This window comes from Mucilaginibacter sp. P4_D1, from assembly GCF_056401935.1.
Genome location: NZ_JBFUIJ010000008.1, coordinates 1 through 20436 on the forward strand (window position 1 = coordinate 1; position 20436 = coordinate 20436).

Annotated in this window: 15 protein-coding genes; 7 read left to right on the forward strand and 8 right to left on the reverse strand. The window is 43.2% G+C overall.

Annotation, left to right across the window (positions count from 1 at the left end; genetic code table 11):
* Positions 1 to 64: 64 nt before the first annotated feature.
* The 6 genes from AC1DV1_RS09675 to AC1DV1_RS09700 form a co-directional block, all read right to left on the reverse strand.
* Positions 65 to 244, reverse strand: a complete 180-nt coding sequence (locus tag AC1DV1_RS09675) for a hypothetical protein (protein WP_477358136.1) — start codon at positions 242 to 244, stop codon at positions 65 to 67.
* Between the two features lie 105 nt (positions 245 to 349).
* The gene (locus AC1DV1_RS09680; RefSeq protein WP_477358139.1) at positions 350 to 1270 is read right to left on the reverse strand and encodes an Rpn family recombination-promoting nuclease/putative transposase; all 921 of its coding nucleotides are present in this window, start codon (positions 1268 to 1270) and stop codon (positions 350 to 352) included.
* 187 nt (positions 1271 to 1457) lie between these two features.
* A complete protein-coding gene (locus AC1DV1_RS09685; protein ID WP_477358142.1) occupies positions 1458 to 2795 on the reverse strand; it encodes a TldD/PmbA family protein in 1338 nt (445 codons plus the stop codon).
* A gap of 3 nt (positions 2796 to 2798) precedes the next feature.
* Positions 2799 to 4433 carry a TldD/PmbA family protein gene (locus AC1DV1_RS09690; protein WP_477358145.1) on the reverse strand — a complete coding sequence of 545 codons (1635 nt, stop codon included), beginning with the start codon at positions 4431 to 4433 and terminating at the stop codon, positions 2799 to 2801.
* A 90-nt stretch (positions 4434 to 4523) separates the two neighbouring features.
* Entirely contained in the window at positions 4524 to 5144 is a 621-nt protein-coding gene (locus AC1DV1_RS09695; RefSeq protein ID WP_477358148.1) for an RDD family protein, read from the reverse strand.
* 63 nt (positions 5145 to 5207) lie between these two features.
* Complete coding sequence (locus tag AC1DV1_RS09700; RefSeq protein ID WP_477358151.1) at positions 5208 to 5834, reverse strand: DUF4159 domain-containing protein; 627 nt, start codon at positions 5832 to 5834, stop codon at positions 5208 to 5210.
* 162 nt (positions 5835 to 5996) lie between these two features.
* On the opposite strand from AC1DV1_RS09700, the gene AC1DV1_RS09705 reads away from it, so the two are divergent.
* The 7 genes from AC1DV1_RS09705 (at position 5997) to AC1DV1_RS09735 (ending at position 16484) form a co-directional block, all read left to right on the forward strand.
* Complete coding sequence (locus tag AC1DV1_RS09705; RefSeq protein WP_477358154.1) at positions 5997 to 6992, forward strand: AAA family ATPase; 996 nt, start codon at positions 5997 to 5999, stop codon at positions 6990 to 6992.
* A 110-nt stretch (positions 6993 to 7102) separates the two neighbouring features.
* Positions 7103 to 7981 (forward strand): DUF58 domain-containing protein, encoded by an 879-nt coding sequence (locus AC1DV1_RS09710; RefSeq protein WP_477358157.1) that lies wholly within the window; start codon positions 7103 to 7105, stop codon positions 7979 to 7981.
* Between the two features lie 66 nt (positions 7982 to 8047).
* Positions 8048 to 9562: a BatA domain-containing protein gene (locus AC1DV1_RS09715; protein ID WP_477358159.1), complete on the forward strand. Its 1515-nt coding sequence runs from the start codon at positions 8048 to 8050 to the stop codon at positions 9560 to 9562.
* Positions 9559 to 11685, forward strand: a complete 2127-nt coding sequence (locus tag AC1DV1_RS09720; protein WP_477358162.1) for a hypothetical protein — start codon at positions 9559 to 9561, stop codon at positions 11683 to 11685. The genes AC1DV1_RS09715 and AC1DV1_RS09720 overlap by 4 nt, the downstream gene beginning before the upstream one ends.
* A 6-nt stretch (positions 11686 to 11691) precedes the next feature.
* Positions 11692 to 13476, forward strand: a complete 1785-nt coding sequence (locus AC1DV1_RS09725; RefSeq protein WP_477358164.1) for a hypothetical protein — start codon at positions 11692 to 11694, stop codon at positions 13474 to 13476.
* Between the two features lie 31 nt (positions 13477 to 13507).
* Positions 13508 to 15145: a TldD/PmbA family protein gene (locus tag AC1DV1_RS09730; RefSeq protein ID WP_477358167.1), complete on the forward strand. Its 1638-nt coding sequence runs from the start codon at positions 13508 to 13510 to the stop codon at positions 15143 to 15145.
* A 7-nt stretch (positions 15146 to 15152) separates the two neighbouring features.
* On the forward strand, positions 15153 to 16484 hold the full coding sequence (locus AC1DV1_RS09735; RefSeq protein WP_477358169.1) for a TldD/PmbA family protein: 1332 nt from the start codon (positions 15153 to 15155) through the stop codon (positions 16482 to 16484).
* 70 nt (positions 16485 to 16554) lie between these two features.
* Here the strand turns inward: AC1DV1_RS09735 and AC1DV1_RS09740 are convergent, their stop codons facing one another.
* Positions 16555 to 17070: a hypothetical protein gene (locus tag AC1DV1_RS09740; protein WP_477358173.1), complete on the reverse strand. Its 516-nt coding sequence runs from the start codon at positions 17068 to 17070 to the stop codon at positions 16555 to 16557.
* Positions 17071 to 17139: 69 nt separating this feature from the next.
* On the reverse strand, positions 17140 to 20061 hold the full coding sequence (locus tag AC1DV1_RS09745) for a ligand-binding sensor domain-containing protein (protein ID WP_477358175.1): 2922 nt from the start codon (positions 20059 to 20061) through the stop codon (positions 17140 to 17142).
* Between the last annotated feature and the right edge of the window lie 375 nt (positions 20062 to 20436).

Here is a 20436-nt window from a genome sequence, read left to right on the forward strand (position 1 = left end):
CTTCATCACTGTTAATCGGCAAGCCATAACAATGGCTTTTTGCACGTTTACCGCAACTTTTTTCTTATAGTTTTTCTATTTCTTCAGCCGAAAGTTGAGTGAATTTTTCTATCTGGGCAACAGCCATGTCTTCTTTTTTCATTTCACGGGCAATAGCAATAGCTTTTGCTTTTTCACCTTTTCTTTCACCTTTCTTTTCGCCTTTTTTCTCAGCCCTGTCTAATAAAAGTTCTTCAATGCACATGGTGGTGCTTCGTTTTGTTAAATTTATAGCGATTGGATTAAGCTGTATTTATTAGGAACCAGCATACTATGACATAGGCTGTTTTTACGTGTTTACAGCGGTTTCTTATAATTTTTCAATCTCCTCAGCGGAAAGCCGGGTGAGTTTTTCGATCTGGGCAACAGGCAAGCCATCCTTTATCATTTCGCGGGCAATAGCAACAGCCTCTTCTTTTCTACCTTCTTTTCTACCTTCGTTTCTACCCTTTTTTTCGCCTTTTCTCTCGGCCCTGTCCAATAAAAGTTCTTCGATACCCATGGTGGTGCTCCTTTCTGTCAAAATTTCTACCTGTTGCTCAAATTTAGTGTTTATATCCTGATTTTCAAAGCGTATGTAATACCTTAAAAAATTCATCAGCACCCTTATTTTTTCTTTATTTATCTGTTTGACCAACAATAGCCTGGTTAGGCTAAGCTTTAAGTTTAACAACAGTTCATCACGTTCCCTGCTGCTTTTCAGGTCTTTGCCTGCAAATGCCGCCTTTGCTGTAAGCACAACAAGGGCAAAAGGGTTGTCGCTGGCTTGCAGTGCCTCGTCGCTTTGGCTGGCTATTTTGTAGGTATTAAACGTATAACGTAGGCTGGTGCCCATAAAGTCTATCGCAAAATAATTGGGCCTTTCTTTTGTATTGGCTTCGGTAAATATAGCGTAGGCAACTATTGGTTTTTGATACTTATCCAGTATCCGGTAAAAGTAAGTATACATGCGACTTGCAAAATCTTTTTGATATTGGCCCTGTACTTCCACGTGCACCAAAATCCATTCTTCTTTGCCTGCTTTGGTAAATACCTTAACCAGTTTATCGATCACCTTTGGAGAATACTCATCATTTTCGGGCGGAAAAACCTGCTCCAGCTCTTTATCCAGGAATTCGAAGCCTTTATCAAAATCGAAAGTCTCTGGGGCCTCAGGATTAAGAAAACATAGGAAATCATCAAAAATATCTTCGAGGATACCTTTCCAAAGGAGGTCGTCTTTTCTTCTCATTTAGGTAAAACAGAAATTGAGTATAGTTAAAGTCTTTAACATAAGTCACCTAACTAACCAAGCCCGACCTTTAATGGTGCCGGGCTTGGTCGGTGGATAGTTGATTAAACGAGTAGCAGATAAGAATAAAGATGTTGGGTATTCAACACTTAATAAACCCGATCAACCATTTACTGCTATCTTATGTCTACACCGCGTCTGATAACGAAGTAAAGGTAAAATCACGAATCCGCATAGGAGGGATCAGGGCATTTTGGCCCGATTCGCCACTTACTGTACGCTCGGCTTTACCCAGAGCATCCAGGTTATTAAGCATGATAACCGGGCTTTCGTTAAACCTTAAATTCTTGATCGGGAATTTGATTTGCCCGTTCTCGATGTAGAATGTACCATCACGGGTAAGGCCGGTAAACAATAGCGTTTGCGGATCAACAGGGCGAATGTACCACAGGCGGGTAACCAAAATCCCTTTTTCGGTACCTTTTATCAATTCTTCCAAGGTGGCATTGCCGCCTTCCATAATTATGCCGTCGGGGTTTGGTATTGGCTTCACGCCTTGTTTTTGAGCCCAATAACGCGAGTATGTGAAGTTTTTAACTACTCCTTTTTCAATCCAGCTTCGTTTTACCTGCGGTTGGCCATCGCCGGCCCAACTGCCTGTTGGCAAATCGGGGTGTGATGGATCGGAGTAAATGTTTACCCTTTCATCAACCATTTTTTCGCCAAGTTTGGTTTTACCGCCGGGTTTACTTAAAAAACTGCGGCCTTCATCGGCGCTGCGTGCATCAAGGCCGCCATACAATTGTTCAAGTAATACAATACCGGCGGCGGGCTCTAAAATTACCGTGTATTTTCCCGGTTCAATAGCTTTGGCGCCTTTCGATCCGGTTGCCTTTTGGGCAGCTATTTTGGTAAATGCCAGTGTATCCAGTTTACTCACATCGTTATAACCCTTGGTAGAGTATCCCGAGCCTGTACCGTCTTCAGAACGTAAGGTTACCGAGAAATTTACATCTGTAGAGGTATTGTAGGCAAACAGGCCATGCGAATTCATCATCGAGCTAAAGCCCGCGCTGTTTTGCAAAAAGCCTGCTGCTATTAACTTATTTTCTTTTGCTGTATCCAGGCTTTTGCCCACCATATCTGTACGCAAGGCAGGGGTAATTGCCGCAGTTTCGGGTACAAAGGTTTTTGAGCGTGGCGCGTAGGTTTGCGGGCCTAAAAAGGATACAAACTCCGGATTCTCCGGCGCTAGCTGTGCCAGCTCTTCGGATAAGCGAACGGCTTTTTCAACCGAGGCATCATCATATTCGTTGGTGGTTACCACACCCAGTTTTTTGCCAAAGGCTGATGAAATAACCATACTGGTTTGGCTTAACGAGCCACTGGTAGATACTGTATTGCGGGCATACCTGATATTACCCGAGTCTGATCCGCCAAAGTTGATCTCGCATTCATCGGCTTTTGAATAGCCCAGCGCCTTTTTTAATATCGCGCGGCATTCATCTTCTGTTAAAATTGCCATATATTAAATTTTTCTTGCTGTATTAATTACGTTAACTCCTTTAAATAATGCTGTTGATGACCCGTGAGATACGGCGCTGGCCTGCATAGGCTGGCCTTTACCATCAAAAAATGATCCGCCTAAGCGATAATCATTTGCATCGCAAACTGCGGCGCAGGAGTTCCAAAACTCCTGCGTGTTTGACTGGTAAGCCACATCATTCAGCATACCTACAATTTTGCCATTTTTGATCTCGTAATACAGCTGGCCGCTAAACTGGAAGTTATAACGTTGCTGATCTATCGAGAACGAACTATCGCCAATGATGTAAATGCCTTTTTCTACGTTTTTGATCATATCATTTACGCCCATAGGCACCTTACCGGGTTGTAAGGATATGTTAGCCATACGCTGGAATTGCACATCCTGCCAGCTTTGCGAATAGCAACAGCCCTGCGATTCTTTTAAACCAATGATATGTGCCTGATCGCGGATGGCCTGGTAGTTAACCAAAATACCATCTTTAATAATATCCCATTTTTTGGCCTCAACACCTTCATCATCATAACCAACAGCGCCAAGCGAACCAACCTGGGTTTTATCCGCCACAATGTTTACATTTTTGCTGCCGAAGTTGAATTTTTTTGATTCCCATTTATCCAGGGTAAGGAAACTGGTACCTGCAAAGTTGGCTTCGTAACCTAGTACACGGTCGAGCTCGGTAGGGTGGCCAACAGATTCGTGGATGGTTAACCAGAGGTGGCTTGGATCTAAAACCAGATCGTATTTGCCTGCTTCAACAGATTTTGCTTTTAGCTTTTGATCGGCCTGGGTAGCTGCCGCGCGGGCATCTTCCAGCATATCATACCTGTCTTTATAAAGGGTTGTTACACCTTTTATCTTGTCACTTTCGCGCGGGGTCATATATTCATAACCCATGCCGCGTGGTGCGCTTAACGACTGGCGCGTTTCAAATTTGCCGGTTTTAGCATCAATTTTAGTAACGGCGAATAACGGCCAGATACGGTGGATATCCTGATCGATATATGAACCGTCGGTAGATGCAAAGTATTTTTGCTCGTTGACTAAAAACAGGATCGAGTTTACATAATTGGCGCCGCCTTTCATGGCTGCATCATTTACGGATAGCAATAAATCTGTTTTTTCTTTCATCGGCACTTCAAACGCGTTGCGCTCAATCGGCGTTTTCCAGCTTACTTCGCCATGGCCCTTTTGAGGCACCAGCTGTACCGGATCTGTTTGGATGCGGGCGTTTTCTTTCGCTATGGCTACGGCAAGTTCGGCGGCTTTGGCTATGCTATCATTATCCAGCTTATCTGTAGCGGCAAAACCCCAGCAACCGTTGGCAATAACGCGGATACCCATACCGTACGATTGGGTATCAACAATATTTTCAACCTTGTTTTCGCGGGTTACCACAAACTGGTTAAGGTAGCGGCCTATACGCACATCGGTATAGGTGGCGCCTTTTGACCGGGCAGCATTTAAAACCACGTCGGCCATTCGTTTTTTAAGGGCCACATCTACCGGGCTCATATCATGGCCGGGTAAAACGGGCGAACCGAAAACGGGGATCCTGCTAAGCATGGATGCACTAATGCCCATTCCGGTTAGGTAAAGGAAATCTTTTCTTTTCAAAGTCAGTCAGTTTTAAGTCCTAAATATAATGAGCGAAGTTTGGATATTTGAGTGTTTGAAGCAAAACAGGTTAATTTGTTACGGATTTGCTTAAGATTTTCTGACTACATACGTTTTTGCAAGCTGATCATGCCAGGCCTGGTGCATAGGGCTCCATAAAACGGTTAAAAAGCCAATGCAACATAACAGGCTTGATAGTATTTTACCAAAATTTCGTGCCAGGGCTTTACTAAAATCCAACCTTTGGCCACGGGCATCCACTACAATCATCTTGCAGACAATTTTTCCTATGCTTGCCTGCAATTTTGTGGCTTCAAAAACGGCATTGTACAAAATCCAGCTGAGTACACTGATGAACATCGGCAGATATCTGCTATCTTCTGTTTCATCATTGATGTTATGAAATAGCATCTTTTTAATAAGCAATATCACAACGGTGCCAATAGTAGTTGCTACAAATAAAAGTATGTAATCAATAACATAGGCCAACAGCCGCCACCAAAAATTGGCAACATTACGTTCGTCAGGTTGAAAAATGCCTATTGATCTAAAGTATTCCTGAAATTCGGGTAAATCGGTAGCTTGTTGCCAGTCATCGGCTATGGGCGATAACACTAATTCGTCGGGGCTTAATCCCACCTCCATTAACTCGGTATGTGTATAAGGGCCATCCTGTTGGCCGCCTTTTAAAATGTAATATTCGTTTATCATTAATCTACAGCTTAGGTTTGTGTAAATTAACTAAAATTGTAATTGCGGGCAAATTAATCCCAATCAATAATTTAGCGCGTACATAATAATATTTACGCCAAACTTGGTATTATCTTCGGCCAGGAAACGCTTATTCCGGTAGTCATAGTCCCATTCGCAACCATAATCCTTACTGCTATACAAAACTGCTATGCGCCCGTTAATTTCAATGGCTTTTAAATAATCGTGCACCAAATCATCTCCCCAGCCATTTAATTCAAAGCTGGTGGTAGGTGGGCCTTTATCGAAAGAGAAAAAAGAATGGTATATTTTATGGTTGTTAGGGATTTTTTTCAATGCGGTGGGGCCAAACAAAGCAACCATTTGCGCTTCGAATGATTTGGCAAAAAGGCCATCTATATCATGGTTACAGTCGTCCACAAAAATAAAACCGCCATTCTCTGCATACTTTTTAAAATTCGCCCGCTCTTTGGTATCAAACTGGACAAGCTTATGGCCGCTCAGGTAGCAAAATGGGTACAAAAATATATCATCGCTGCTTAAGGGGATCACTTTTTCCTGCTGATCAATAGGAATTGTGGTATACTCCAGCAGGGAATTGAGGAGGTTTGATGGCATGCGCTGATCGGTATCCCAATCGCCGGAGTGGTAACTTAACCTGGTAAACGTAAATTTTCCGCTGAATGCCATCGTGCTTTAAAACCTTAAAAGTAGTACAATATTTTATGCTGATGCTACATTTGTTTGCATTGCTTGTAAAGTTTTGGATACTTTATTTGATTTTTAATAAAAAATACTGGTTTTTAATCAAAAGGGTGATATATTGGGGGAGTACATTAAAAACGTATTAAGTTGGAACTGACCGAAAATAATATAAAAGCGCTGCTTGCCAAATTGCCTGCTTTAAAAGGCGAAATTCAAAAGGTAATAGTAGGGCAAGATGCCATATTGGACGAATTGCTGGTAGCATTTTTAGCCGGAGGCCATTGCCTGTTAGAAGGTGTGCCCGGCCTGGCCAAAACACTCATTGTAAAAACCATGTCGCAGGCGCTGCACCTGGCCTTCAGGCGTATCCAGTTTACTCCCGATTTGATGCCTACAGATATTATAGGTACCGAGATACTGGAGGAAGACCATGCCACAGGCAAACGTTTCTTTAAATTTAATAAAGGCCCGCTGTTTGCCAACATTATCCTGGCCGACGAAATTAACCGAACTCCCCCAAAAACGCAATCGGCATTGCTGGAAGCGATGCAGGAGTTTGAGGTAACCTACGGCGGCCAAACATACCCCCTGGATAAGCCTTTTTTTATCCTTGCTACCCAAAACCCTATTGAACAGGCCGGCACTTACCCGCTCCCCGAAGCCCAGTTAGACCGTTTTTTATTGCTGATAAAAATTGGATACCCAACCGAGCAGGAAGAGTTTGAAGTACTGAACCGTACCACCGGTACCAAAAAAGCCGATGTTAAGGCAGTAATAACTGCCGAAGAAATTATTCAGGCCCAGGCACTGGTAAGGCAGGTTAGTATAAGCGAAGACCTGGTAAAATACGTGAGCCAGGTAATCCGTTCCACCCGCCCCGATACCACCACAGTAGGCTATGTAAAAGAATGGGTGCGCTGGGGTGCAGGCCCGCGGGCAGGGCAGGCGTTAATATTAACAGCCAAAGCACGGGCATTATTAAAAGGGCGTTACTCCGTTTTGATGGAAGATATACACGCTATGGCCCCGGCTGTGTTAAGGCACCGCATATTGATGAACTTTAAAGCCGAGGCAGAAGATATTACATCAGATAAAGTGACCGCGGAGTTGATAAAAACAATAACCAGGCCTAAAACGATTTAATACGCGTTATTGCGAGGAACGAAGCAATCCCATACATGCAAATCTACTTGCTAAATCGAGGATTGCTTCGTTCCTTATAATGACGCCTTTAATAAAATCCGAAATCAAAAATGCAGCTTGATCCAAAAGTATTAATGACCATTAAGGATTTGCCGTTACTGGCGAAAACGGTTATTGATGGCTTCATGAATGGGTTTAACAAAAGCAAGGTGAAGGGGCCTGGGCTTGAGTTTAGCCAGTATCGCAGCTATCAGCCCGGCGATGATTTACGCTGGCTGGACTGGCGCATGTTTGCCCGGAGCGATCGGTATTACATCCGCGAATCGGAGGTGGAAACCAGTATTTCGGTAAAGTTTTTGGTTGATGCCAGCGCATCGATGGATCATGATGATAACGGGATAAAAAAGATAGACTATGCCCGTTTCCTGGTGGCGTCGCTGGCCTGGTTATCCAATTTGCAGGGCGATTCTGTAGGGTTGTACGTTTTTCAGGATGGCGGTTTGTTTTCGTTAGCATCCAAACCCGATCCGCAACATTTGCAACGGTTGTTTTATCACCTGCAACAGGTTAAACCAAACGGTAAGTTTACGCAGCCGGTTCATTACAAGGAGCTGTTTGCCGGCGATGGCCGTAAGGAGCTATTGGTATTTGTTACCGATATGTACCAGGCTGATGGCGAGATAAATAAACTGCTGGATTCACTAATAGCTTTAAAACATGAAGTGGTAGTATTTCACCTGATGGGCAAAAATGAGCTTGATTTCGACTTTAGCGGATATGCTTCATTAGAAGACCTGGAAACCGGGGAGACTATCGAAATAAACACCCAACAGGCAGCCGACTACCAGCAAAAGCTGAAAAGCCATTTAGAGGCAATCCGGATGCAATTACTGGGCAAGCATATCTACTACCGGATGCTGAGCACTGCCCAGCCGCTGGATGAAGCGCTGCGCGATTTTTTAACACAACGACATAAAAGCAAATTTTGAATGTGCTGTTTGAATTTATTTATTCCTCAAATCAATAATTCACTAATTCAATAATTAAAATAAAGAATGCAGTTTTTAAATCCCATATGGTTGTTTGCTATTGCCGCAATAAGCATCCCGGTAGTGATACACCTATGGAATATCAGGCCGGGCAAAACCCTAAAGGTTGGCAGCATCGCCCTGATAAGCGCCGCTGCCCAAAAAAGCAGCCGGAGTTTTAAGCTGAACGATGTGTTGCTATTTATTTTACGATGCCTGTTTTTATTGACGCTTGCTTTTTTATTGGCCGCTCCTTTTTGGCAGCGCAGCCAGGCAATAGCCAAAACAAAAGGGTGGGTGCTTATCCCTAAAGCCAACCTGAAAGAGACCTATAAAAATTTGAAATTTACTGTAGATTCTTTGTCTAAAGCTGGTTATGAGTTTCATTTTTTTGATGAAGATTTCAATAAATTTGAATTAAATAAATTACTGAATGATAGTTTATTAAAAGATAAGGCTGAAGTAAAAAATTACTGGAGCCTGGTGGCGAAATTAAACGAAAAGCTACCGCCAACCCTGCCGGTTTATTTACTCACCCCAAACCAGGCAAGGTACTTTAGCGGCAACAAACCGTCAGTGTCGCTTAACCTGCATTGGCAAACCTATACCCCGGCCGACTCGGTAAGCACATGGGTTGAAAATGCCTGGTTCACCAGTAATAATTCAATAAAAGTTATCGAGGGAAATAGCAGGCCATCTGGTACCTATTTTACGAATTATGTTATCCAATCCGAGGGCGATCCAAAATCGCCATTCATAGTAGATGTTAACCATGGCAGCCCAGTTATCAGCTTGAAAACGGCCCGGGAAAAATACACGCCGATTGACACAAGCACTTTGCGGATAGCTATCTATAACGATAAATACAGTGTTGATGAAAAGTATTTAGGTGCTGCTTTACAGACGATTATTGATTTTACCCAACGTAAGGTTGTAGTCAAAAAATATGCTGATGTGGCGCAAATACCGGCAAAACAGGATTGGTTATTTTGGCTCTCCGATAAACCTGTTGATGCCAATATACTGGTTAAAGCTGCCCATGTGTTCAACTATCAACAGGGGAAGATCGAATCGGAATCATCGTCAATAAAAGCCAGCGGCGCTTTTGCTTTAACCGAAAGGGAAGAGCCCGCAGCAATTTACAAACTGGTTAAAAATGAAATTTCGGGCGGTAAATCTATTTGGGTTGATGGCTATGGCAACCCTGTTTTAACGCGAGAGGAAAGCCCACAAACTACACAGTATCACTTTTATTCCCGTTTCAATCCCGCCTGGAATGACCTGGTTTGGAGTAATAATTTCCCAAAGTTATTATTGAAGTTGATTTTATATGGCACTGATTATGAAGTGTTAAACAGTCGTGATCTAACGAAAATTGACCATCGGCAAATGATGCCAAATATAATTTGGTCGGCAAAAAAAATAGATAATAGCAAAATAGTTGTGCAAACAGATCTGTCGCGCTACTTCTGGCTGATGCTGATTGCCGCGTTCATTGTCGAGAGATGGGTTGCCCATAAAAATAAGCCTGTATTAAAATGATTGTACCTACAGGGATAAATAAAATAAACGCGATACGCAGGTGGTATATCAGCTATCAGCTGCTTGCCGATGTGCTTTTTGCTGCCGCCATATCGCTGCTTTCAATTGGTTTGTTATGGTATTTATTTAAAGTGCCGGTACTTTGGGCGTTACCCTTATTTATATTATGCCTGGCAATTTTTCTGTTCATTCATCGGGCCTGGAAAACCAGCGACGTTTTAATAGCTAATTTTCTTGATCAACAATATCCCGAACTGGAAGAAAGCAGCGGGTTGGTATTAAAACCTGCATCAGAATTAAACCTACTGGAAACACTACAGGTACAAAAGGTAGAAACTCAGTTGCTGGCTGTTCCGCAGTGGCATAATTCGTTTTTAAAGCGGGCAAAACTTGCGCTACTGTTGCTGTTGTTTGCAGTCGGATTGACCTGGGCACTAAATAAGCAGTCGGTAACAAATCAATCCTTGGCAGGAGTTGTTTTATTAACTGAAAATAATGCCATTCCCGAAAAGGTACTGCCCCAAATATCGTCGATTGACGTTGCGGTACATCCGCCAGCTTACACAGGTAAACAGCCTCGTAGCCAGGATAAATTTACTTTAAATGTAGAGGACGGCGCGACTGTGAGCTGGAAAATCGCCACCAATATCGCGGTTAAACAGGTGKCATTGCTGTTTAATGATAAGGAAACTATTAACCTTAAAAATATAAACCCCGATAAAACCGGTTGGCAAATTCAAAAACTGATTAATAAGCCAGGTTTTTACCAGGTTAACGTTGACGGCAAGCTTTCGGACTTATACCAGGTACAGGTAATAACAGACCAGCCGCCGGTTATTCATATCAAATCGCCTAAACAATACACCTATATTGATGCGGGCGAAGCGCAAAAAGTAAATATTGATGCAACCGTTAATGATGATTATGGTGTAGCAACCGCGCTTGTTTTCGCCACCGTAGCTAAAGGAAGCGGCGAGGCTGTAAAATTCAAAGAGTATAAAATCGATTTTTCTACCTCGTTCAGTTCGCACTTGCCACAATATAGCCTGCAAAAATTAATTAGTTTGCCGGCCTTAAACATGGAGCCGGGCGATGAACTTTACTTTTACATCCAGGCTACCGATACCCATCAACAACAAAGCCGCACGGATGTTTATACAGTATCTATACAGGATACCGCTCAATTGTTAAGCATGGATGGTATGCTAAGCGGGGTAAACCAAAAGCCGGAATTTTTCCGTAGTGAGCGGCAGATCATCCTTGATACCGAAAAGTTGTTGAAGGATAAAGACAGCATTACAACGGTGAAGTTTAATGACCGGAGCAATGACCTGGGTATTGATCAAAAGCTGCTTCGCCTGCGTTACGGCAAGTTTTTAGGTGAAGAGTCGGAATCTGACATTAATCCTGCGGATGTGAAAGATGATCCGGTTGGGGACATCAAAAATTACGGTAATGCGGCGGTAATATTGGATAAATACACTGATAAACATGATAATGCCGAGGATGCCCAGTTTTTTGATCCTGAACTAAAAAAACAACTTAAAGCCACACTTACAGAAATGTGGAAGGCCGAATTGCAATTAAGGCTTTACAAACCACAAGACGCATTGCCATTTGAGTATAAAGCACTGCGATTGTTAAAAGATTTGCAGCAAAAATCAAGGATGTATGTAGCTAAAACGTCGTATAATCCACCGGCGTTAAAATTAGAGAAACGTTTAAGCGGCGATCTGTCGAAGATCAATCAACCCATCAATAAATCGGATGTTAAACCCGGTACCGATCAATATGAAAATTTAAAAAAGGCGGTGCAGGTTTTAGCGCAGCTTAAGGTTGCGCCAAAAATGAGCGATGCAGATGAACATGTGCTTGCTTTAGCTAATCAGCAGCTCAGTTCAAAGGCCTCGGCTCAACCGGGTGCTTACTTGCCGGCTTTAAGTGCCATGCGCCGGATATTATCGAAACCAGATAAAATTAGGCCGGGCGATATCTCGTTGGTAGAAAGAGCTATTCAAAAAACGCTGATTCCAGCTGATAAATTGCCGGTTGCAGCGCAAATCCCCGCAGATTTAGGGTTATCGCAGCAGTATTATAAAAACCTTAACCAATTAAACCGCTAAATACAAATGAACTGGAACGCCATTGTTATCGTCATTTGCATTTTAATTGCTGCTTTCGCGGTTTGGAAAGAGTACGTTCGGGCAAATCAATCGCGTTTGGTTTTACGACTGCTTGCAACTATAACGGCCATAATTGCCTTAGCCTGTATTGCTTTACCTTTAACTTACCAGGTTAATGTAAACCGGCAGGATAAAAGGGAAGCGCTATTACTAACTGAAGGCTTTAGTGCCGATAGTGTGAGCAGGTATAATGCTGAAAAAATATTCACCCTGAATAGCGCAATCAGCCAAAAGAGTTCGAAGGCAACGCTGATCTATGATTTAGCAGATCTGAAATCCGATTCGACAATTACACAAATACGGATCCTGGGTGATGGTTTGGACAAGGAAGAACTACAGCGATTGGATCATGTACCGGTAATATTCCATCCCGCGGCTTTTAAACAAGGGATAACCGCAGTTAGTTGGAGTGAGCGCCTAAAAGCAGGAGATGAGATTAACGTTGCCGGAACTTATAAAAACAGTTTGCCTCAAAAAATAAAACTGGTACTGAAGGGCTTAAGTACAGGGTTGGATTCTGTAATCATTCCACCGGGCGAGGCGGTGCCGTTTAATTTAAGGAACACGCCCAAAAATCAAGGCAAAAACGTTTATAAGTTACTGGCCATAGCCGGGACAGACACGCTCGAGAACCAAAATATCCCCGTACAAATTGAACCGGCCAAACCTTTGAATGTTTTAATGCTAACCGCATCGCCCGATTTTGAGAGTCGGTTTTTAAAGAACTGGCTTTCCGAAAAGGGATACGCAGTGGCAGTCCGCTCGGCAATCAGTAAAGATAAATTCAACAAAGAGTTCATCAACCTGGATCAATTTCCGCTTGATCATTTATCAGCTTCGGTTTTTGGCAAGTTTGATGTTTTAATTGCTGACCTAAGCGTTTTGAAAACGCTAAACGGGGCCGAGGCTGCCGCTTTACAACAGGAAGTAACCCAAAAAGGCCTGGGGGTAGTTATACGGGCTGATAGTAGCTTAAGATCAAATTCGTGGCTGCAACGCGATTTCCCTGCTGACCGGCTGTCGATGAAAGATCCTGCACCGGTATCGCTCAGCATACAAGGCAAAACCGGTAACACAGCCAAATTGAATGCCGGAATGGTTTACCTGGCAAACCAGGCTAATACCCAAGCATTGGTTAGTGACGAGCACGGACATGTTTTAGCGGCCAATGCATTGGACGGTGCCGGTAAATTGGTATTCACACCCTTGAATAATACTTTCAGCTGGATATTGGGCGGTAATAAAGCCGACTATTCAGCTTTATGGTCGTTGTTGATTGCTAAGGCAGCACGAAAGATTGCCACAACAGAATCGTGGACAGTAAAATCGACTATCCCAACAGTATCAAATCCGGTTGAGTTACAGCTGGAGAGCGCGATAGCGCCATCGGCAATACAAATTGGCAGCGCGGTTATCGCCCCAATACAAAATAGCAAGCTCCCTTTTCAATGGAAAGTAAACTACTGGCCGCAGGTTGCCGGCTGGCAATCTGTAAAACAAAGTAACGGGACTTTAAACTGGTTTTATGTTTATAGTTACGATGATTGGAAAACTATAAGGGCGTTAAAAAAGCAAGCCGACACCAAAGCCTATATCGCCAACAACGCGATTAATAGCAATGTAACGAAACAGATACACGAAAAAGCCACGATTGCTGTAAGTAAAATTTATTTTTATGTTTTGCTATTGATGGCTTGTGCTTTTTTGTGGTTAGAGGCTAAGTTTCGGTAGTTATATAAGTAATAAAAGGAGGAAATATACTTTGAGAAGACGTGACTTTATCTATTTAACGGGTATGGGTGCCGGCGCTTTAATGCTGCCTGGTATGAATGCCCTCGGTAAAACAATCGATCCTTTACAGGCGCTGGAAGGCGTTGATGTAAAGATCAAAAAAGAGCTGGCCGATGTGGCTTTAAACGCAGCCAAATCAAAGGGTGCTACCTATGCCGATGTTAGGATTGGCCGCTACCTTAACCAGTTTGTGGTAACCCGCGAAAACAAGGTGCTTAATGTGGCCAATACCGAATCGTATGGTATCGGTATCCGGGTTATAGCTAATGGTTGCTGGGGATTTGCGGCAACCAACGATGTAACTAAAGAAGGTATGGCTAAAACTGCCCTGAAAGCAGTTGCAGTTGCCAAAGCCAATGCCAAAATTGGTGGAGCTCCCGTAGAACTTGCCCCTCAAAAAGGTTATGGCGAAGTAAGCTGGAAAACACCGATTACCAAAAACGCATTTGAAGTGCCAATCAAAGAAAAGGTTGATCTGTTGCTTAACGCCAACGGCGTGGCTATGGCAGGTGGTGCCAACTTTGTAAACTCGATTATGTTTGCTGTAAACGAGCAAAAATATTTTGCATCTACCGATGGTTCGTATATCGACCAGGATGTACATCGCTTATTCCCGAGTTTTACAGTAACCAAAATAGATCCTGCTGCAGGTTCATTTGAAACCCGCAGGTCGCTAAGCTCGCCGGTTGGTATGGGATACGAGTATCTTGATCCGTTGGACAGCGAGAAGGTGACTGGTATAACCACCCGCTACAAAAAGCGTTATGACATGATTGAAGATATGAAGTTTGCTACCCAGCAGGCAGCCGATAAAATAAAAGCAAAATCGGTTGAGCCGGGCAAATATGACCTGGTGCTTGATCCTTCGCACTTATGGTTAACCATTCACGAATCTGTTGGTCACCCTACGGAGCTTGACCGTGTGCTGGGCTACGAGGCTAACTTTGCCGGTACCAGCTTCCTTACGTTAGATAAATGGAAATCGGGCAAGTTTAATTTTGGCAGCAAGGCCGTAAATATTGTGGCCGATAAAACCCAGGTAGGTTCATTAGGAGCCGTAGGTTATGACGATGAAGGTGTTAAGTGTAAAAAATGGGATATCATAAAAGAAGGCACCTTAGTTAACTACCAGGCCATCCGCGACCAGGCACATATTATCGGGCTTACCGAATCACAAGGCTGCTGTTACTCCCAAAGCTGGCAGGATGTGCAATTTCAGCGTATGCCAAATATATCTTTGCAACCGGGCAAAACCCCATTAAGTGTTGATGAGATGATTAAAAACGTCGAGAAAGGCGTTTACATTATTGGTGATGGCTCATTCTCTATCGATCAGCAGCGCTATAACTTCCAGTTTGGCGGGCAGCTGTTTTATGAGATTAAAAACGGCAAGATAGCTGGCATGCTTAACGATGTTGCCTACCAGGCCAACACACAGGAGTTCTGGAATTCATGCAGCCAGGTTTGCGACGAGCGTGACTACCGTTTAGGTGGAGCCTTTAACGATGGTAAAGGCCAGCCAGGCCAGTCAAGCGCGGTATCGCACGGATCATCAACCGCGTTATTTAAGGGAGTTAATGTAATCAACACTAAAAGAAAGATCGGATAACTGAATTATGCCTATATTAAATAAAGAAGAAGCCCAGGCTTTACTAAAAAAGGTACTTGCCTATTCAAAAGCCGAGGAGTGTGAGGTAAGTTTAAACGGGAGCGAAGGCGGTAATATCCGCACCGCTTTAAATGCTGTTTCAACAGCTGGCGATATCAGTACTATTGGATTGGCCGTAACATCGGTATTTGGCAAAAAGGCCGGTACCGCCACCATTGATGAATTTGACGATGCCGCGCTGGAAAGAGTGGTGCGCCGGTCGGAGGAACTGGCGCAGTTAGCGCCGGCCAATCCCGAATATATGCCGATGTTAGGTCCGCAAACTTTTGCAGAGTCTATTACTTTTAATGCTAACACAGCAGCCATAACGCCTGATACCCGCGCCGAAATGGTAGCCAAAAGTCTATCGGTTACCAAAGAAGCAAAATTGACAGCCGCCGGGTTTCTCGAGAATTCTACCAGTTTTAACGCTGTAATGAATTCTAAAGGGTTGTTTGCTTACAACAAAGGTAGCGATGTTACTTTCTCGGTTACCACCCGTAACCAGGAAGGCACAGCATCTGGCTATGCTGCCAGGGGATTTACCGATGTAAGTAAGATGGATACCTTTTCGGCAACCAAATACGCCGCAGGTAAATGTTTAAGCTCATCAGGTGCAAAAGCCATAGAGCCAGGTAAATATACCGTTATACTAGAGCCTGTTGCAGCTACCTATCTGCTGGAAAACATGTTCCGTTTTGATGCCCGGAGTGCCGAAGAGGGCCGCAGCTTTCTGAGCAAGAAGGGTGGAGGTACCCGCCTGGGCGAGCAGCTAATGGACCCTAAAGTGAATATCTACTCAGACCCATTTAACCCCGACCTGCCATCAACCACATGGAGCGGTGAAGGCTTGCCGCGCGAAAAAACCAGCTGGATTGAAAAAGGCGTGGTTAAAAATTTAAGCTATACCCGCTACTGGGCTGATAAAAAAGGTGTTAAGCCTTTGCCAGGCCCCGGTAATATTATTATGGATGGCGGCGATGCCAGCCTGGAAGACCTCATCAAGAGCACCGAACGTGGTATCCTGGTATCGCGCCTCTGGTATATCCGCATGGTTGATCCGCAATCGTTGCTGTTAACAGGCCTTACCCGCGATGGTACGTTTTATATCGAGAATGGTAAAATCAAGTTCCCGGTTAAAAATTTCAGGTTTAACGAGAGCCCGGTTATTATGCTTAACAACCTGGAAGCCCTTGGCAAGCAGGAGCGGAGCATCAGTGTAGAAAGTTATCGCAGCTACCTCATCCCAACTTTGAAGGTGAGGGATTTCACGTTTAGCTCACTATCAGACGCTGTTTAAATCTTTAACAAAAACGGGAAATTTTAATTAAGATCCCGTTTTTTGTTATTTATATAGTGTTTTGGGGATACTATACCATAATGTCATCAAGTGCATGTACAACCGAAGCCACCGCATTTACGTCAACAGGTAGTGCGGGATGGTCTATAAGCTGTACAGCGAGGTTACCTATCCAATAAGGTGCTGTATCCTCATTACCCGCCGAACTATTACCATCGTGTGGGTAGTCAAGGGCCTGGTCATCAGAGTCGGCAGCATGTACTGACTCATGGATGAATGTACCCGCTATACTCCCTAACGATCTGTTCAATTTGTTGCCTGCAATATTGATGTGAATGGAAGTAGGATCGTTTGGATCTTCATACCCCAATTCCCTTGTGAAATATTTCTTGAATGTTTTTACAGATAACTGAAGGTTGCAATTTTGCATCGAGGCGGCTACCTGTGCTCCCGTTGCGTTGGTAAAATAAAACCCGGGTTTGGTTGCAATAGCCTGGTAAAAGGCGTTATCGGCCAAAAGCCTGTTTGCTTCTGCTACGCCGTCAATAAGAATCTGGATTGATCCGTTGTATGTTATTGTCATCATGATAAAATGGTTTTGTAACAGTAAAACTACACTTATCTTGTTTGGCCCGGAATACCTGCATCAAGGTATTTATTTCATGATTTCCCGTTGAATATCAAACAGAAACTCAAATAAATTGATCTCCGTGGGGATTTGTAGTTTCTTTCTCAGCCTGTATCTGCTTATTTCAACTCCCCTTACAGATATCGCCATTAGCTGGGCAATCTCCTTACTGGATAGGTTCATAATGAGGTAGGCACATAATTTTAACTCCTGCTGGTTGATACTGGGGTAGCGGTCTTTAATTACCGTCAGGAAGTCGGCGTGTACTTTGTTAAAGTGCAGCGAGAATTGTTCCCATTCCTCGTTTACCTTCTTTTCTTCGGACAGCAACCGCAGGATCTTTTTAATTTCTACCGTTTCAACAACATCCTTACCCGATTTGTTGATGCGTTGCAGTTCGTCCTTAACTTTTAAAATAAACTCCTTTTTTTGCACCAGGCTCATGGCCGAGCTGGCCAGTTCGGAGTTTTTATATTCAATTTCGCTCTCCAGTTTTTCATTCTTCAATTTCACCACCTCTTTTTCCGATCGCTCCAGCTCAAGTTGGTGCAGGTAGGCCATTTGCTTTTGCTCTTCCTCGTTCTTTTGTCGCTGTATCGCCAATTCTTTTTGCTGGTTGCGGATGTGCCGTTTTTCTTGTTGCTGGTAAATAAAATAAAGCAGGTAGCTAAAAATTATTATGTAAACAAGGTATGCCCAGATGGTTTGATACCAGGGCGGACTAATGGTGAAAGTATAGACGCTTACCGGCGATTCGTTATTCTGGTGATTGCGCGCCTTTACCATAAAAGTATAAGTACCTGCCGACAGGTTGGTGTAGTCCTTTTCAGTCTTTTTTGACCAGGCCGACCATTCCTGGTCAAAGCCTTCCAGATAATAGCTATACGTAACATTTGATTGGCCCTCAAAAACAGGCGAGGAGTATTCAAAGTGAAGGGAGTTTCGTAAATAACTCAGTGAACGGGTATTGGTTGATGATTGCTTATTATCATCATTAACCAATCCATAATATCCGCCAAAAAGCAGGCTGTCGGTACCTGCCGTTGCTTTAACCTTGCGGATAAAAACCGACAGCGGGTGGATATTCTGTTTGTATTTGGCATAGTTAATATGATAATAGCCGTTCTCGCTGCCAACAAAAACGTTGTTATCATTAATGGGATAAACATTTTCAAAGCCGCTTAATATTTTATCGGTTAGCTCGGGGATGTAGGTAATGGTTGGTTTCGGGGATGAATAATCGACCACGCCGAGGCTTTTTTCCTGTACAAACCAAATATTGCCTGATGGATCTTCTCTTAAATACCTAAGGCTTCTTGTTCCGAAAATCCCTTTATAAGCCTCGGAAGGCCCAAACTTATCAGTGGAAGCATCATATTCATAAACGCCTTTTTCTGTTGCTACAACTACACGGTTCCTGATCTTAAAAACAAAATTGTTTAAGGTTGATGGCAAGCCCTGCGCCTGGGTATACATTTTTACCTGCGCGTTGTCGGGGCTTATTTTATAAATACCGCGGGTGGGGTGCGATGTCCAGATATTACTTTCGGCATCAACGGCCATAAAACGGGCCGATTCATAGTATTTGCCAATATTCCCTTTATCAAGAAAACCGGTAGCTATTCGTTCAAATAACCTCACGCCGTAATAATTGCCTGCGGCAACTAAATTGGTACCGGGTTTGTTTAATAAAGGTTCAAAAAGCCAAAAGCCTGTGGCATTATAAATAGGGAGCAACTTATCCCCGCTTATTTTAAACATGCCATCATCGCGGCCGGCCAGCAAATCGTCGTTAACTACAGACAAATGCCATGATAAGCCATCGGCTAAAACGTTAAAATTATTTTTAGCGTAGCTTAAATCGGTAATATCTTCTACAGGGAGCTTGTATATACCTGTCGACATAGAAAAATACAGCGCGTTTTGGTATTTAGCTATGGCATAACCGCTGCCATCTTTAAACACAGCCGGGTTAATATGTTTTACGGCATTATTAAAGGCGATGAAATCGATGCCATTATCAAGCCCCAGCCATATGTTATGGTTTACATCCATAAACATGCAGCGCACATTTGTATTTTGAAGCCCCTCTTTTTTCGATATCTTTTCTATTACGGTGCCGTTTTCATCAACCTGGTAAATGCCGTTGGTATAGGTACTTAACAGGTAATTATTTTCGCCAATAGCAACCGCCGCCGAAAATGCCTGCTGACCACCTATATCGAAGCCGCTAAGCAGCCAGTTTTTGAGCTGGTTCCCGGTTAAAACAAAAACGCCGTTTTTGGCAGTAGTAACCAGGCTGGAGTTTTCGCCAAACCGGCAAACGCTGGTAATATAAAAGCCATTGGGCAGATCTTTTTTTTCGATAAAGGTTTGCCAGTTGTTGTTTTTAAAAACCAGTACGCCCTTTTGCTGATCATGTGCTATTAGCTGGCCCTGGTATAAGCCCAAAAATAACCACGACGATGAGTTATAAATAGTTATTTTGCCATAGCTATACCTGAAGATTTTATCATGTGACCGAAAAAATACATCATCGCCATAGGTCACAATATCCCAGATATCCGAAAAATTCTGGTCGGCCTTGGGCAGTAGGTTTTTTAACGAGGTAAAAGTAAGCTGTCCGTTGCTACCGGGGGCAAAGTACCCCAACTCGTCTTGTCCGCCCGCGTAAAGTTTCCTGTCCTTTCCAAATTCAATAGATCTGACAATAGTTTTATTAGGCAGCGGATACAACTGCCAGTATGCGCCATCAAAAACAAGCACGCCCTCGTTATTGGCAAAATACATGCGGCCCTGGGCGTCTTGCCTTATTTTCCAGTTTTGGGTGCCGCCGTTATATTGTTTTTTATCAAAATTAACCGTTTCGCGCTGGCCAATATAAGTTTGTGAAGATGCAGACTGCACACCCGCAAGCAGGAGTAAAAAAATAATAGTACGTAAAAACATATCAGGTTATAATGCGGCGATGAACATTTTAATAAATGTATCAACTATAAGCGCGATTAGCTACTAATATGACKATTTTTTCAAACTGTGTGGTAGTGATGTAGTCCGTTTTTTCGCTGCAACGGCCCATGCATCTACATTTGAAGCGTCGAAACCAATTGACCAAACCAATTATAATATTAAAAATTTTAACGCGAGTATGAATGTATTATGCCTCATGATGCCCTGTATAATTAATTTATGTAGTGGTAAATACAGTATGGAAAATATCACAGCTATTAGCCCCGAATTTCCACCCTGAACCATAAAAATCGTTTATTCTGCATCCTGACCAGGTGCGTTGCGCAAGGGTAACAAGCCTGGAATGCAGCTTTC

Bases quoted from the DNA above. Each gene is read 5' to 3' on its own strand.
- AC1DV1_RS09685 (WP_477358142.1), bottom strand. From the start codon at position 2,795: ATGGCAATTTTAACAGAAGATGAATGCCGCGCGATATTAAAAAAGGCG.
- AC1DV1_RS09700 (WP_477358151.1), bottom strand. From the start codon at position 5,834: ATGGCATTCAGCGGAAAATTTACGTTTACCAGGTTAAGTTACCACTCC.
- AC1DV1_RS09710 (WP_477358157.1), top strand. From the start codon at position 7,103: ATGCAGCTTGATCCAAAAGTATTAATGACCATTAAGGATTTGCCGTTA.
- AC1DV1_RS09680 (WP_477358139.1), bottom strand. From the start codon at position 1,270: ATGAGAAGAAAAGACGACCTCCTTTGGAAAGGTATCCTCGAAGATATT.
- AC1DV1_RS09745 (WP_477358175.1), bottom strand. From the start codon at position 20,061: ATGTTTTTACGTACTATTATTTTTTTACTCCTGCTTGCGGGTGTGCAG.
- AC1DV1_RS09695 (WP_477358148.1), bottom strand. From the start codon at position 5,144: ATGATAAACGAATATTACATTTTAAAAGGCGGCCAACAGGATGGCCCT.
- AC1DV1_RS09735 (WP_477358169.1), top strand. From the start codon at position 15,153: ATGCCTATATTAAATAAAGAAGAAGCCCAGGCTTTACTAAAAAAGGTA.
- AC1DV1_RS09740 (WP_477358173.1), bottom strand. From the start codon at position 17,070: ATGATGACAATAACATACAACGGATCAATCCAGATTCTTATTGACGGC.
- AC1DV1_RS09675 (WP_477358136.1), bottom strand. From the start codon at position 244: ATGTGCATTGAAGAACTTTTATTAGACAGGGCTGAGAAAAAAGGCGAA.
- AC1DV1_RS09725 (WP_477358164.1), top strand. From the start codon at position 11,692: ATGAACTGGAACGCCATTGTTATCGTCATTTGCATTTTAATTGCTGCT.
- AC1DV1_RS09715 (WP_477358159.1), top strand. From the start codon at position 8,048: ATGCAGTTTTTAAATCCCATATGGTTGTTTGCTATTGCCGCAATAAGC.